This is a genomic window from Clostridium sp. KLE 1755 (assembly GCF_000466465.2).
Taxonomy (GTDB): domain Bacteria; phylum Bacillota; class Clostridia; order Lachnospirales; family Lachnospiraceae; genus Eisenbergiella; species Eisenbergiella porci.
On the sequence record NZ_KE992719.1, the window covers coordinates 43,352 to 56,921 of the forward strand.

At 49.6% G+C, this 13,570-nt stretch carries 14 protein-coding genes and 1 pseudogene; 13 read left to right on the forward strand and 2 right to left on the reverse strand.

All coding sequences use genetic code 11. The annotated features are described in order from the left end of the window. Nucleotides 1-69 precede the first annotated feature (69 nt). The 13 genes and pseudogenes from rimM (at nt 70) to HMPREF1548_RS15615 (ending at nt 10,921) form a co-directional block, all read left to right on the forward strand. Nucleotides 70-585 (forward strand): ribosome maturation factor RimM, encoded by a 516-nt coding sequence (rimM, locus tag HMPREF1548_RS15560; RefSeq protein ID WP_021637249.1) that lies wholly within the window; start codon nt 70-72, stop codon nt 583-585. A gap of 35 nt (nt 586-620) precedes the next feature. After that, nucleotides 621-1,301: pseudogene (gene trmD / locus HMPREF1548_RS30560) on the forward strand (tRNA (guanosine(37)-N1)-methyltransferase TrmD); the annotation flags it as partial. Nucleotides 1,302-1,484: 183 nt separating this feature from the next. Beyond that, the gene (locus tag HMPREF1548_RS30565) at nt 1,485-2,021 is read left to right on the forward strand and encodes a GNAT family N-acetyltransferase (protein WP_276945869.1); all 537 of its coding nucleotides are present in this window, start codon (nt 1,485-1,487) and stop codon (nt 2,019-2,021) included. 115 nt (nt 2,022-2,136) lie between these two features. Then, complete coding sequence (rplS, locus tag HMPREF1548_RS15570) at nt 2,137-2,484, forward strand: 50S ribosomal protein L19 (protein WP_021637252.1); 348 nt, start codon at nt 2,137-2,139, stop codon at nt 2,482-2,484. Between the two features lie 266 nt (nt 2,485-2,750). Further along, the gene (gene lepB, locus HMPREF1548_RS15575) at nt 2,751-3,332 is read left to right on the forward strand and encodes a signal peptidase I (RefSeq protein ID WP_021637253.1); all 582 of its coding nucleotides are present in this window, start codon (nt 2,751-2,753) and stop codon (nt 3,330-3,332) included. Nucleotides 3,333-3,471: 139 nt separating this feature from the next. After that, nucleotides 3,472-4,326, forward strand: a complete 855-nt coding sequence (gene ylqF, locus HMPREF1548_RS15580; protein WP_021637254.1) for a ribosome biogenesis GTPase YlqF — start codon at nt 3,472-3,474, stop codon at nt 4,324-4,326. Nucleotides 4,327-4,375: 49 nt separating this feature from the next. Then, complete coding sequence (gene lepB / locus HMPREF1548_RS15585) at nt 4,376-4,915, forward strand: signal peptidase I (protein WP_021637255.1); 540 nt, start codon at nt 4,376-4,378, stop codon at nt 4,913-4,915. Nucleotides 4,916-4,943: 28 nt separating this feature from the next. After that, nucleotides 4,944-5,711, forward strand: a complete 768-nt coding sequence (gene rnhB / locus HMPREF1548_RS15590; RefSeq protein ID WP_021637256.1) for a ribonuclease HII — start codon at nt 4,944-4,946, stop codon at nt 5,709-5,711. After that, a complete protein-coding gene (locus HMPREF1548_RS15595; RefSeq protein WP_021637257.1) occupies nt 5,704-6,063 on the forward strand; it encodes a YraN family protein in 360 nt (119 codons plus the stop codon). The genes rnhB and HMPREF1548_RS15595 overlap by 8 nt, the downstream gene beginning before the upstream one ends. Continuing rightward, a complete protein-coding gene (pgeF, locus tag HMPREF1548_RS15600; protein WP_021637258.1) occupies nt 6,035-7,009 on the forward strand; it encodes a peptidoglycan editing factor PgeF in 975 nt (324 codons plus the stop codon). The genes HMPREF1548_RS15595 and pgeF overlap by 29 nt, the downstream gene beginning before the upstream one ends. Nucleotides 7,010-7,023: 14 nt before the next feature. Further along, entirely contained in the window at nt 7,024-9,186 is a 2,163-nt protein-coding gene (locus HMPREF1548_RS15605) for a serine hydrolase domain-containing protein (RefSeq protein WP_021637259.1), read from the forward strand. After that, nucleotides 9,161-9,577, forward strand: a complete 417-nt coding sequence (locus tag HMPREF1548_RS15610; protein WP_021637260.1) for a VOC family protein — start codon at nt 9,161-9,163, stop codon at nt 9,575-9,577. Before HMPREF1548_RS15605 ends, HMPREF1548_RS15610 begins: the two co-directional genes overlap by 26 nt. A 570-nt stretch (nt 9,578-10,147) precedes the next feature. Then, nucleotides 10,148-10,921 carry a DUF2087 domain-containing protein gene (locus HMPREF1548_RS15615; RefSeq protein WP_021637263.1) on the forward strand — a complete coding sequence of 258 codons (774 nt, stop codon included), beginning with the start codon at nt 10,148-10,150 and terminating at the stop codon, nt 10,919-10,921. A 121-nt stretch (nt 10,922-11,042) separates the two neighbouring features. On the opposite strand, the gene HMPREF1548_RS15620 is transcribed toward HMPREF1548_RS15615, so the two are convergent. Together HMPREF1548_RS15620 and HMPREF1548_RS15625 are read right to left on the reverse strand one after the other, a co-directional pair. After that, the gene (locus HMPREF1548_RS15620; RefSeq protein ID WP_021637264.1) at nt 11,043-12,242 is read right to left on the reverse strand and encodes a VWA domain-containing protein; all 1,200 of its coding nucleotides are present in this window, start codon (nt 12,240-12,242) and stop codon (nt 11,043-11,045) included. Nucleotides 12,243-12,253: 11 nt separating this feature from the next. After that, nucleotides 12,254-13,075 carry an AAA family ATPase gene (locus HMPREF1548_RS15625; protein ID WP_021637265.1) on the reverse strand — a complete coding sequence of 274 codons (822 nt, stop codon included), beginning with the start codon at nt 13,073-13,075 and terminating at the stop codon, nt 12,254-12,256. Between the last annotated feature and the right edge of the window lie 495 nt (nt 13,076-13,570).

Below are 13,570 nucleotides of genomic sequence, written 5' to 3' on the forward strand. Positions count from 1 at the left end.
CAAAACCTGGTTTGCGCAGGAACGGTTATTGTGCCGGAGGCGTAAATCCTGTTCGTTTGGAGGAGAAGAATGGAACAGAAACTGCAGGTAGGAATCATTACGGCAACTCATGGCCTGAAGGGTGAGGTAAAGGTTTACCCTACGACGGATGACCCGGGACGGTTCCGGAGGCTGAAGAAAGTGATTCTGGATAACGGTAAAGTGTCCGTGGATCTGGAAATCGAAAGTGTTAAATATTTCAAACAGTTTGTAATACTGAAATTCAAAGGGCTGGACGATATTGAACAGGTGGAAAAATACCGGAAGGCCAGCCTGTATGTGACCAGGGACAATGCGGTCCGGCTGAAAAAGGACGAGTTTTTTATTGCAGACCTTATCGATATGAAGGTGGTAAACGAGGATGGTTCCCCTTTGGGAACGCTTCGGGATGTTATAACCACAGGGGCGAATGATGTTTATGAGGTGGCACTGGATGAGGGAGGCACTGTTCTGATTCCGGCCATTAAGGAATGCATTCTGGATGTGGATGTGGAAAATGCCGTAATGAGGGTCCATCTTCTGGAAGGGCTTCTGGATTTACAGTAAAACAGGCTGCATGCAGGCGGCGGATGGGAGCAGGTATGAATTTCCATATACTCACGCTTTTCCCGGAGATGGTTACAGGCGGGCTGAATACCAGCATTCTGGGGCGTGCCGCACAGAACGGGCATATTGGCCTGGAAGCGGTAAATATCCGGGATTTCACCAAAAATAAGCATAAAAAAGTGGACGATTATCCCTATGGAGGAGGGGCCGGCATGCTGATGCAGGCCCAGCCTGTTTTTGATGCGTTTAAATCGGTGGAAGAAAAAATAATTTCCCGCGGCGGAAAGTCCCCACGTGTGATTTACGTTACGCCCCAGGGAAAGGTATTTAACCAGCAGATGGCGCAGGAACTGGCGCAGGAGCAGGATCTTGTCTTCCTTTGCGGCCATTATGAAGGGATTGATGAACGGGTGCTGCAGGCTGTTGTGACGGACTATGTGTCCATCGGCGACTATGTGCTGACAGGAGGAGAGCTGCCGGCCATGGTCATGATTGACGCCGTTTCCCGTCTGGTCCCAGGTGTGCTTAAGAATGAAGAATCAGCGGAATTTGAATCCTTCCATGATAATCTTCTGGAATATCCCCAGTATACAAGACCGGAGGTCTGGCAGGGCGCAGAGGTTCCTGAGGTGCTTCTTTGTGGGGACCATGCAAAAGTGGAACGCTGGCGGCTGGAGCAGTCGGAAGCGCGGACCAGGGAGCGCAGGCCTGATTTGTATGAGCTTTATGCGGGAAAAGGCCGGGCTCTCGGCTATCTGCAGAAAAGGAAGCTCTCCCATATGGATATGCTTGAGGTTATCCGCAGAGGACAGGGCGAGCTGCTTTACGGCGCAGAGGACGGCGTCCTTGTCAGGAATATTCCCAGCGGTGCCTATATGCTGTCCGCAGCGGATGAGGATATGGGGGAAAGGCTGATTTCCCTGATCCCGCGCGGCCTGAAAAACGGCCTGTATGTGGCGCATCAGGATTTCCTTAAGGACAGCCTTTGCAGAAGATTTGGCTGCAGCGTGATCAATTCCTGCGTACAGGCGGTTTATACCAGGAAAACGCCATGGGAAGAAGCTGCGGCGTATGATATCAGGCCGTTGGATCTTTCCTGGCTGGAAAGCGTTTACGGACAGTACCATACGGTTCATGACAGGGCTTATCTGGAGGAGAGGATCAGCACCGGAATGATGTATGGGGTCTTTCTTGAAGGAAGGCTGGCCGGATTTGCCGGAATTCATGCGGAAGGAAGCATGGGAATGTTAGAGGTAGCGGAAGAATTCCGCAGGCGGGGAATCGGCGAGGCGCTGGAAAAACATCTGATAAACAGGATGCTGGAGCGCGGCTGGGTCCCCTTCTGCCAGGTATTTACCGACAACGAGGCGTCCGTGCGCCTCCAGGAAAAGCTGAAGCTGCGCATCGGCAGGGAAAAGGTCTACTGGATATCATAATTTTTACTTGCGTTTACAGGAATGATATGGTATATTATAAACGTTGCGATAATGAGATGGTCCTCTGTTACAGGTAAATGTATTAAGAACATCCAGGAAATCAGGAGGAAGAGCAATGAACGACATTATTAAGGCAATTGAAGAGGAACAGCTGAAGCAGGAGGTTCCGGAATTTTCCGTTGGTGATACCGTAAGAGTTTATGGTAAAATCAAAGAAGGTAACCGTGAAAGAGTCCAGGTATTTGAAGGTGTTGTCCTGAAAAAGCAGGGCGGCAGCAACAGAGCTACCTTTACCGTAAGAAAGAGCTCCAACGGCATCGGCGTTGAGAAGACATGGCCGCTGCACTCTCCCAATGTAGAGAAGGTTGAGCTGGTAAGAAAAGGTAAAGTAAGAAGAGCCAAACTGAACTACCTGAGAGACAGGGTAGGTAAGAAGGCCAAAGTTAAAGAACTGGTTAAATAATCGGATACGGTATGAGGGGCAGCCGCTGTGGTGGCTGTCTCTTTTTATATTGTTGATGCAGCGGTTCTGCTTCCTGGACATTAACACCGTTTCTTTTGTGACCAGCAGGCAAGACGGAGATGCTTGCAAGGTTCGCCCCTTTCGTGATAGAATGTAAGCGTCGTTTAGCAAATGATAGGAAAAAGCAGGCGTAACCGGGAAGGCATTATATTGCTGCCAACCGGAGTGAAAACGGCTTTTTACAGCATTCTATATAGGAAGAACAAATGAGAAGAACCAAAGGATTAAGCTTCTACAGAAGAAGGAAAAAAATAAGCACGACCATTGTCCACGAGATATTGAGCTATGTGGCAGGAATTTTAATTGCCGCTTTTCTTGCCTTTGTCATCGTTTATTTTGTGGGAATCAGAACCAGTGTGATCGGGGTATCCATGGAACCGGCGCTTTATAACGGGCAGGGAATCCTGATAAACAGGTTTGCTTACAAGCTTGCCAATCCCAGGCCCGGAGACGTGGTGGTTTTTCTTCCCAACGGCAATCAGAACACCCACTATTATGTAAAGCGCGTTGTGGCCGGGCCGGGTGAAACCGTACAGATCAGGGAGGGAATCCTCTATGTAAATGGAAAGGCGGTGGAGGATGACACCTATGACCTGATAGCGGACGCGGGAATTGCGGAGCATGAGATCAAGCTGGGAAATGATGAATATTTTGTTATGGGGGATAACTGCAACAGCAGTGAAGACAGCCGCTCCGGCAATATCGGCCCGGTTTCCAGAGATGATATCGTGGGAAAAGCCTGGTTTAAGATGGCGGGTGGAGGCAGCAATATGGGGCTTGTGAAATAGGACGTACTGCCGGGCGGAAAAGCAGGATATTGAAAAGAATCCGTAACAGTTAAGGCATGATAACTTAAAAAAAATTCAGGAACGGATTTGGAGATGCCGCCACCTGGCTTCCAAATCGGAAAGGTATGGGAAAGTATATATGAATTATCAATGGTATCCCGGGCATATGACAAAAGCCAGGCGCGCCATGCAGGAAGATATTAAGCTGATAGACCTGATTATTGAGCTGGTGGATGCCAGAATACCGCAGAGCAGCCGCAATCCGGATATTGATGAGCTGGGACGGAACAAGGCCAGGCTGGTGCTTCTTAATAAATCGGATTTGGCGGATCCGGCATGTAACAGGGCCTGGACGGCCTGGTTTCAGGAAAAAGGGATTAAGGCCCTGGAAATCAACGCGCAGACCGGACAGGGGCTGAAGGCCATTCAGGGAGCCGTACAGGAGGTGTGTAAGGAGAAGATAGAGAGGGACAGAAGGCGGGGAATCCTGAACCGCCCGGTGAGAGCCATGGTAGCGGGAATCCCCAATGTGGGGAAATCCACCTTTATCAATTCCTTTGCCGGAAAGGCGTGTACCAAAACGGGCAACAAGCCCGGCGTAACCAAAGGAAAGCAGTGGATCAGGCTGAATAAGGGGCTGGAGCTTCTGGATACACCCGGAATTCTCTGGCCGAAGTTTGAAGACCAGAGCGTTGGCATGAAACTTGCATTTATAGGCTCCATGAACGATGAAATCATCATTATGGACGAACTGGCCATAGACCTGATTGCCTATCTTCAGGAATGGTATCCATCCCTTCTTCAGGAGAGGTATTCGCTTGCCGGAGGGGAAACTCCGGTCCAGGTGCTGGAAGCGGCGGCCGAAAAGCGCAAATGCTACAAAAAGGGCGGCGAGCCGGATTTAAGCAGGGCGGCCCAGCTTGTAACGGATGATTTCAGAAGCGGGAGACTGGGAAGAATTTCTCTGGAAAGACCCGGAACAGGGAATGTCTGAGAAGTGATTTTCAAATATTCCCGAGAATAAATGATTGGAGCACAATAAAATGAAAAATGTGGTAAAGGAAATTATCAGTACAATACTTTATATTCTGGCGGTTCTTCTTGGAACCTATCTGCTGATAACCTTTGTGGGACAGAGAACCTCGGTGAGCGGAAGCTCCATGGAGCCGACCTTGAGCAATAACGATCAGCTGATACTGGATAAGATATCCTACCGTTTTTCAGAACCGAAACGTTTTGATATCATCGTTTTCCCCTTTCAATACAAAGAGAATACTTACTATGTAAAGAGAGTCATCGGCCTTCCCGGGGAAACGGTGCAGATTGATTTGGAGGGCAACATTTACATTAACGGCGAGATACTGGAAGAGGATTACGGCAAAGAGAAGATCAACTTCCCGGGACTTGCGGTGGAACCCATTACATTGGGGGATGATGAATATTTTGTCATGGGTGATAACCGGAACAACAGCTCGGACAGCCGGGATCCAAGCGTGGGGAACATCCGGCGCAGCAACATTATCGGTAAGGCCTGGGTGAGGATATGGCCGTTAAACAAGTTCGGCGTGCTGAAGCATCAATAGGCGCAGGCCGTAAAAAAGGTGACTGACGATGAAAATACAGGAGATAAAGGATCAGTTTAACAGCTGCTCCCCGGAAGACCTTCCGCGGCTGATGGAAGCCTATAGCGCGGATGAAAGAAGCGGTGTCCAGGCGGAAATTGCCAGGGCAAAGAAGCGGCTGGAAGCCCTGGAAAAAGAGAAAGAACGCACCAGGGCGCTGCAGCAGTATGAAAGAAAATATGAAAGCGCCGGCTTTGTCTGCGGTATCGACGAAGTGGGAAGAGGCCCGCTGGCAGGCCCGGTTGTGGCAGGCGCCGTGATTCTGCCCCGGGATTGCGGGATATTGTATCTGAATGATTCCAAACAGCTGAGTGCCAGGAAGCGGGAAGAGCTTTATGAGGTTATTATGAGGGAGGCGGTTGCCACGGGAATCGGTTATGCCTCGCCTGCGAGGATTGATGAAATCAATATTCTTCAGGCGACTTATGAGGCCATGCGTGAGGCGATAGGAAAGCTGGCCGTAAAGCCGGATATCCTGTTGAATGATGCGGTGACGATTCCCGGCGTGAATATCAGGCAGGTGCCCATCATCAAAGGGGATGCCAAAAGCGTATCCATCGCGGCTGCCAGCATCATTGCCAAGGTGACAAGAGACAGGCTGATGGTGCAGTATGACAGCGTTTTTCCGGGGTACGGCTTTGCAGCCAACAAGGGCTACGGCGCGGCGGCCCATATTGAAGCACTGAAGCAGCTTGGCCCCACGCCGATTCACAGAAGAAGCTTTATTAAAAATTTTATGGAAGGCTCCAATGAATAGAAGAAAAATCGGGGAATCCTATGAAGAGGCCGCCGGCGTATATCTGCAGAAAAAAGGGATACGGCTGGCGGAAAAGAATTTCCGATGCCGCCAGGGAGAAGTGGATCTGATCGGCTGGGACGGGGAATATCTTGTTTTTTTTGAAGTGAAATACAGAAGGACTTGCGACGCCGGTTATCCGGCGGAGGCAGTGGGAATTGGAAAACAAAAGAAAATATGCCGTGTGGCGGATTATTACCTCTATTATAAGAGGCTGGGAGAAAGCATTCCGGTACGGTTTGACGTGGTTGCAATATGTGGTGAGAGCGTGAACTGGTATCAGAATGCTTTTGATTATATCAGGCCATATTAAAGGCGGCTTTAATATCCGGGAATGGACCGGAGCGCTGCCGGCGGCGGAAAGGAAGGTGACCGGTTTGGAAAATGTGACGGCAATTAGGAGAAAGAACAGGCCTGTGCCGGTGATGGCGCAGACAGTAAAAGGCGGCGCAGAGTTTTTGTTCTTTCCTGAAATAGAAAAAACAGGTGTGGTAAGGCATCTGATGAGTACAAGGCTGGGCGGCGTGAGCGAAGGGGAGCTGTGGTCCATGAACGTAAGCTATTCCAGAGGGGACAGGAAGGAAAATGTGGATGAAAATTACCGCAGGATCGCGGAGGCGCTGGGCTGTGGTATGGAAGATTTTGTTTTTTCCGATCAGACGCATACCACCAATATCCGCCATGTAACCGGGGCGGACAGGGGAAAAGGAATTCTGCGTCCCAGGGATTATGCGGATGTGGACGGCATGATAACGGATGAGCCGGGGATTGTGCTTTCCACCTTTTATGCGGATTGCGTTCCCCTCTTGTTTGTGGACCCGGTAAAGAAGGCGGTGGGGCTTTCCCATTCGGGCTGGAAGGGAACTGCCGGCTGTATGGGAAGGAAAACGGTGGAGGCCATGCAGGAGGCCTTCGGAAGCCGTCCGGAGGACATCCTGGCAGGGATTGGCCCGTCTATCTGCCGGGACTGCTATGAGGTCAGCAAAGATGTGGCAGAGGTCTTTCAGGCGCTTTTTGCAGAAGATATTATGCGGAAAACGGGAGTGGGCATCAGGGAGATTCTTGAAGAAAAGGGAAATAAAAAATATCAGCTGGATTTGTGGAAGGCCAATGAGGCGATCTGCCTGTCTGCGGGAATCAGCCCGGAGCATATCAGTGTGACGGATGTCTGTACCTGCTGCAATCCAACCTATCTTTTTTCCCACAGGGCCAGCAATGGCAGAAGAGGAAATCTGGGGATGTTTGTTGTGTTGAATTAAGAGGAGTATCGCATATGGCAAAAACGGAATTGGCAGTAGCGGAACTGATTTGGAACATGATAGCGAGGAAAACCGGGAATGTGGGAAAGGTGGATTTTTTCCCGCAGAAGCCGGCATTTCCCTTTGGAGAGGGCTTTCCGGGGCGGGAAGAAGCGGAACAGCCCCTGGAAAGGGCGATTCCCGAAACGCAGGGGATATCCTCCGCCCGTATTGCAGCCTTTTTAAAGGATCTGGCGCTTCATGAGAGCATTGATATTCACCAGATTATGCTGGTGCGCAATGGGAAAGTCATCTGTGAATGCGGATTTGCCCCTTATCCTGCGGGGATGTGGCATGCAAGCTATTCCATGTGCAAAAGCATTACAGGCATGGCCATTGGCATGCTGATTGCGGAGGGAAAGCTGAAGCTTGGCGATAAGGTGATTGATGTATTCCATACCAGGAAAAATCTGTTCAATATTTTCCGGCTGAAGGATGTCACCGTGGAAAACCTGCTGGATATGACCAGCTGCGTCAGCTTTAATGAAACGGGAATTGTGTCCGGGAACGACTGGGTGAGAGGCTATCTGGAATCAGGGCTGGCAGGCGTGCCGGGACGCGATTTTGAATATAACAGCATGAACACTTATATGCTTTCCGCAATGATTACGGAAATTACCGGGGAAAGCCTGATGGAGTACCTGCGGCCCAGATTATGGGAACCGATGGGCATACGCAGGATTTTCTGGGAAACCTGTCCCAAGGGCATTACCAAGGGCGGCTGGGGGCTTTTTATCTGCCCGGAGGATGCAGCCAAGCTGGGAATGCTGTACCTGCAGAACGGAAACTGGAAGGGTGAGCAGCTCGTCCCGGAGGAATGGGTAAGGACCTCCAGCACCCTGCATATGGAAACGCCTTCGGAAATGAGCAGCTACGGTTATGGCTATCAGATGTGGATGGGCGGCAGGGAAGGCTCTTTTAACTATAACGGCATGCTGGGGCAGGATGTGCTCGCTTACCGTGATCTGAACATGGTGGTAGTGACCAATGCGGGAAGCAAGGAGCTGTTCCAGAACTGCGTGCTGCTGGGCATTGTCAAAAAATATTTTGAAGGTGACTATAATCCGCCTTCCAGGCTTCCTGACGATCTGCGCAGCCAGATCATGCTGCAGCATGTAATTGAAGAAATGGAGGGGAGGCGGACCGGCCTTCCGGTCATTGAAAAGGGCGGCTGGGAAAAGCGGAAGGCTGTTTACATCCGTAGCACGCTGCGGCAGAACAGAATCCATTATCTGGACGGCAAAACCTATGAAATGGAAGAAAAGCATGTGGGCCTTATGCCGTTGATGATGCAGGTGTTTCATAATAATTTTACCGACGGAATTGGGAAAATCGGTTTTACCGCCGCAGGAAACAGGCTGTTTATCCACCTGTTTGAGGGCGAAGAGGAAATTTCGCTGGAAATCGGCTTTGTGAAGGCGGCGGCCGCCAACGTATCCTTCCATGGGGACATTTACCGCCTTGGCGTCAAGGGGGAATTTTCCACGGATGAGGACGGCAGGATGGTGCTGAAAATAGATTTTGCATTCCTGGAGGAGGCCTGCAGACGGAAGGTAAAGCTGTATTTTGATGGGGATACGCTGGAGGCCCACTGGGATGAGACACCAGGAAAAGAAGTGATTATGGAAGGCCTGGACTCTCTGACGGATATCGGCGGGAAAATGGGCTTCCTGCTGAATACCATAAAAGAAAGCGGCGGAATAGATGTTTTTCATATTCTGGTGGAACGAACCGTGCAGCCGGTTTGCACAGGCAGGCTGATCGATCCGAATGCGGAAGTGGAAAAGGAAAAGGGAACGGAAACGGAAATGCAGGAGGCCCAGGATGCCGTGCAGGATACGCTGCAGAATACGGCCCAGGATGCTGTACAGGATACACCGCAGAAAGCCGTGCATAAATTCGTGGGAGATGCCGCACAGAAAATAGTCCAGAACATTGTGGGAGGCGCTGTACAAAAAACTGTGCAGAACATTGTAGAGGATATTGTGCAGAATACAGAGGACACAGAACAGAATACCGTGGAGAATACCCCGGAGGAAAATACACAGGTTAGTTCGCTGTCAGCGGCACAGAATGTGTTGGCGGATAATACGCACAATAAGGAAGGGGAGCATGTCAGTGGATGGAAGTCATGTTAGGATAGGGTCGTGTATACTCGCGGGCGACATGGATATTATGGTTCGATTTTACAGGGATACGCTGGGCCTTCAAACGCAGTGGGATGGAGGGGATTTTGCTGAATTTGAAACAGCTGGGGGTGAATTATCCTTTTGGCTGTACAGCAGGAAGGAATTTGTTAAGGCAATCGGGGAGAACTATATCCCGCCTAAGGGGATCAATCAGACATTTGAAATCGCCCTTTGGTTACCAAGTTTTGCTGATGTGGATGCGGAATATGAGCGGCTGTCAAAGTTGAATGTACAGTTTCCGACAGGAGAACCTATCACCTATCCTTTTGGTATTCGCAACTTTTATGTTGCCGACCCGGAGGGCAATCTACTTGAAATCGGCAGTACAAGAGAATTGTAATGCCGCACAGTATTAGAATATTACAGGCAGGGGCCGCAAAATCATCTGAAATGTTGATTTTGCGGCCCTTGTAGTTTTTGGCAGGTTTAGGAGAGGAGGCTCATGCCAGGTTTAGGAGAGGAGGCTCATGCCAGGTAATCAGGTTTTTAATTTCCGCTGTACAGGCCAGCGTGAAGGGCTGGTTGTAAGAAAGTGACTCAGGAATGTCAGAATCTATCGCTGAAGGCGGCTTGGGATGGATTTTGGCAGTAACTGTGAAGGTGCTGAACAGTTTCAGTATACTATAATTGAAAATTATTGCAAACAAATATAACAAATATCTATTTATATATAGACATAATTAATTTATGATAGTATAATTCATGCATGGGCAATCATAATAATAAATAGCAGGTTAGTAGTAGGCCGGGATAAATGACAGTGCGGAAATGCCAGTGAAAGGACGAAAAAATTTATGTTGATTCACGCAGTATATGCAGTATATGTATAAAGCCCCGCAGTTTACAGAATGCCGGAACAACCAGCTGGGACACAAACAAAATATAGTATCACCAAGGGAGGAAGAAAAATATGGCTTACGACAATATGGAAAGCAGAAACGAACTTTTTTTCAGCGCCGATACGGAAGAACTGAAAAAAGGCTGCCGGGAAAACGATAAAGAAATGAAATGTCTCATTTGCGGTGAAACCTATGAGAAGGGGGAAATTTTCCCTTTTGAGGGAAGATATTTTGATGCGGGAAAAAGGATGAAGCTGCATCTTGAAAAAGAACATGGATCCATGCTCCATTTCCTCTTAAATTCCGGCCTTGCAGGCGTTTCGGAAATACAAAGCGCCATCCTGGCAGCGATGGCAGAGGGCTTAAGCGATAAGGAGATAGCCGCCAGACAGAAGATTGCCCAGTCAACGGTGAGGAACCACCGCTTCAAGCTGCGGGAAAAGGAACGGCAGGCCAGAGTATTCCTTGCGATAATGGAGCTTATGAAAGAATCCGTGCCCACAGAGGAAAACGATCCCGGTGAGAAGCTTTGCGAACCGCACCGGACAGCCTCCATGGTGGATGACAGGTACGTGATTACTGAGGAAGAAAGAACGCAGATTCTGGGGACTTTTTTTGATGAAAACGGACATTTAAAGGAAATCCCGGCCAGAGAGAAGCGAAAAGTAGTGATACTTCGTAAAATAGCAGAAAATTTCAAACCGGGTACAAAATACACGGAAACAGAAGTAAACCGCATTCTGAAAAGAATCAACGACGATTTCCCTTACATCCGCAGACTTATGATTGAATACGGTTTCCTGGATCGCACCAGCGACTGTTCCAGTTATTGGATAAAGGAATAGAATCAGTAATACTCGGTCAGGCCTGCCCATTTACTGTGCCGACCGAAGGAAAGTAACAAAAAGGCCATGAAGCGAACCAACTGTAACAGCTCGGATCTCCGGGCTGCTGCAGCATTGCAGGCTATCCCTGCATCAGTTCCTCCATGGCCTCTTTCAATCCTTTTACAGTCATGGGAAACATGGGAAATATTCCCTTAACCGCAGTTTCGGATTCCCTCCAGGGCGCGTTCCCCTGCGCCATTTTAGGATTCAGCCACACGCTTTTCCGGAAATGCTCCTTCATAAGCTCCAGCCAGCCGATACCGGGAAGCCCGTCATTGGGACCGCGGTAGTTGCCCGAAGGCGAATAAAGCTCCTCCGGAGCCATGGCGGCATCACCCACAATCACCACACGGGTATCGCTTTTCAGGTTCCGAACCAGCCATTCCGTATCAATCCAGTCGCCATAATCACAAACAGGGGACTGGTAAACCTTCCCATATATACAATTATGGAAATAGTAAAAATGCGTTTCCTTAAAATGATTGGACCTGCTCACCGCCTGAAACAGCTCATTCATCAGCTGCGAATAAGGCAGCATCGTACCGCCGGAATCCATGAGAAGCAGCAGCTTTATTGCATTTTTACGCGGTTTTTCCATAACAACCTGAAGAAAACCGCCATTCTGGCAGGTTTTATCTATCGTTCCCTCCACATCCAGATCGGTTCGGGGAAGATCCTGCCTCGAGGAATACTGCCGCAGCCGCCGCAGCGCCTGCTGGAACTGACGATTGTCAATGATCCTGTCATCCCGGAAATCTTTATATTTACGCTCGCCCATGACGGCAAAAGCCGACTGATGCCCCGATTTGCCACCCACCCGGATACCGCCCACGCTGGCGCCGGTATTCCCGAAAGAAGAACGGCCCATAGTTCCCACCCAGTAACTTCCGCCATTGTGCTCGCTGGTCTGCTCCTTCAGCCTCTTTTCCAGAAGGGCCTCCGTTTCCTCCGCGCTTTCCTCCCTGCGTTCCAAAGAAAACGCGCCCTCGCTTCTTTTTTCCTGAAGCAGATCATTAATTTCAGGCTTGTCCAGCCATTCCAGAAGCCGGGAAGAAAGCGCCGTCCCCTTTTCAATCCCCTGGAAAAATTCCCCGAAAGCCAGGTCAAACCTATCATAATCCGTCTCCCTTTTTACAAGAAGCATCCGGGAAAGCATATAAAAATCAGAAAGGCTGCAGCCGCACAGCCCCTTATCAAGCGCCTCCTGTAAAGAAAGCCACTCCCCGGGAGTAACCGCGATTCCCTTCCCCTTCAAAACCACAAAAAAGGCCTCAAACATAACCCCGCTCCTTACAGAAAACGATGCTTTTTCAAAGCATCCAAATCCTCATCCTTTTTCAACAACACCCCTGGAAACGGCAGCTCTTTCTCAAGGACTTCCCCGGAAATCCCGCCAAGCTGCAGTGCATTCACCCAATCCAGCAGCTCCGAGGTACCGGGCTTTTTACGCAAATTCCGTATGGAACGGATTTCTTCAAACGCCGAAACCGCCGCACCCAGCAGTTTATCCTCCACCTCAGGGAAATGCGTCCTTACGATTTCCTCAAGAAGCTCCCTGTCCGGAAAATCAATATAATGAAAAATACACCGCCGCAAAAAAGCATCCGGCAGCTCCTTCTCCGCATTAGAAGTAATAATAACAACCGGCCTATGCTTCGCCCGCACGGTCACTCCGGTTTCCGGAATATAAAACTCCATCCGATCCAGCTCCCAAAGCAGATCATTAGGAAACTCCAAATCGGCCTTATCGATCTCATCAATCAGCAAAACCACCTGATTTTCATGCGAAAACGCCTCCCCCAGCTTACCCAGCCGGATATACCTTGAAATATCGCTTACCCCGGCCTCCCCGAACTGACTGTCATACAACCTTTTAACCGTATCATAGCTATAAAGCCCATCCTGAGCCCTGGTAGTAGACTTAATATTCCAGACAATCAAATCCATCCCCAAAGCCTCAGCCACCGCCTGCGCCAACACCGTCTTCCCTGTCCCCGGTTCCCCCTTAATCAATAAAGGCTTCTCCAAAGCCACCGCCACATTCACACTCTCAATCAACCCCGTCCCCGCAATATACGAGCCCGTAGACCGAAACAATTTCTCCTGATTCATACCAACATCCCTCCTGAAAAAAGAATCCCCCAACAAACACCACCCTCCATAATAATTGACATTCCCCCCAAAATCAACCCACAACCCACCAACTGATAAATATTATCCGCCCTGATAAAAGCCAAAATCGCAAACAATTAACCACTTACAACTCATCAAATTGTTTTTTATATTCATCTCTATCTCTTAATCCCTTCCTAAAGCCCTTCATAGCCTGAATGGGAAGCGAATGGAGAGGGGCGGCCGTACGCACCGGGGCGGAAGTTTTCGGGGCTGGGGCGGGGGGCTGTTTCCCAAGGGAGTCACACAAAAATGGTGATATTTCTTACCGTAGCGATTTTCCTGTTGCTGTCTGTTTAGACGACGCTGTCTGACGAACGCAGTGAGGAGTTCTGCGCCGTCTGACAGCAACAGGAAAATCGCTGCGGTTAGAAATACCCCATTTTTGCGTCCGACCATGGGAAACAGCCCCCCGCCCCAGCCCCGAAAACTTCC

Bases quoted from the DNA above. Each gene is read 5' to 3' on its own strand.
- rimM (WP_021637249.1), top strand. From the start codon at position 70: ATGGAACAGAAACTGCAGGTAGGAATCATTACGGCAACTCATGGCCTG.
- HMPREF1548_RS30565 (WP_276945869.1), top strand. From the start codon at position 1,485: ATGGGGGAAAGGCTGATTTCCCTGATCCCGCGCGGCCTGAAAAACGGC.
- rplS (WP_021637252.1), top strand. From the start codon at position 2,137: ATGAACGACATTATTAAGGCAATTGAAGAGGAACAGCTGAAGCAGGAG.
- lepB (WP_021637253.1), top strand. From the start codon at position 2,751: ATGAGAAGAACCAAAGGATTAAGCTTCTACAGAAGAAGGAAAAAAATA.
- ylqF (WP_021637254.1), top strand. From the start codon at position 3,472: ATGAATTATCAATGGTATCCCGGGCATATGACAAAAGCCAGGCGCGCC.
- lepB (WP_021637255.1), top strand. From the start codon at position 4,376: ATGAAAAATGTGGTAAAGGAAATTATCAGTACAATACTTTATATTCTG.
- rnhB (WP_021637256.1), top strand. From the start codon at position 4,944: ATGAAAATACAGGAGATAAAGGATCAGTTTAACAGCTGCTCCCCGGAA.
- HMPREF1548_RS15595 (WP_021637257.1), top strand. From the start codon at position 5,704: ATGAATAGAAGAAAAATCGGGGAATCCTATGAAGAGGCCGCCGGCGTA.
- pgeF (WP_021637258.1), top strand. From the start codon at position 6,035: ATGCTTTTGATTATATCAGGCCATATTAAAGGCGGCTTTAATATCCGG.
- HMPREF1548_RS15605 (WP_021637259.1), top strand. From the start codon at position 7,024: ATGGCAAAAACGGAATTGGCAGTAGCGGAACTGATTTGGAACATGATA.
- HMPREF1548_RS15610 (WP_021637260.1), top strand. From the start codon at position 9,161: ATGTCAGTGGATGGAAGTCATGTTAGGATAGGGTCGTGTATACTCGCG.
- HMPREF1548_RS15615 (WP_021637263.1), top strand. From the start codon at position 10,148: ATGGCTTACGACAATATGGAAAGCAGAAACGAACTTTTTTTCAGCGCC.
- HMPREF1548_RS15620 (WP_021637264.1), bottom strand. From the start codon at position 12,242: ATGTTTGAGGCCTTTTTTGTGGTTTTGAAGGGGAAGGGAATCGCGGTT.
- HMPREF1548_RS15625 (WP_021637265.1), bottom strand. From the start codon at position 13,075: ATGAATCAGGAGAAATTGTTTCGGTCTACGGGCTCGTATATTGCGGGG.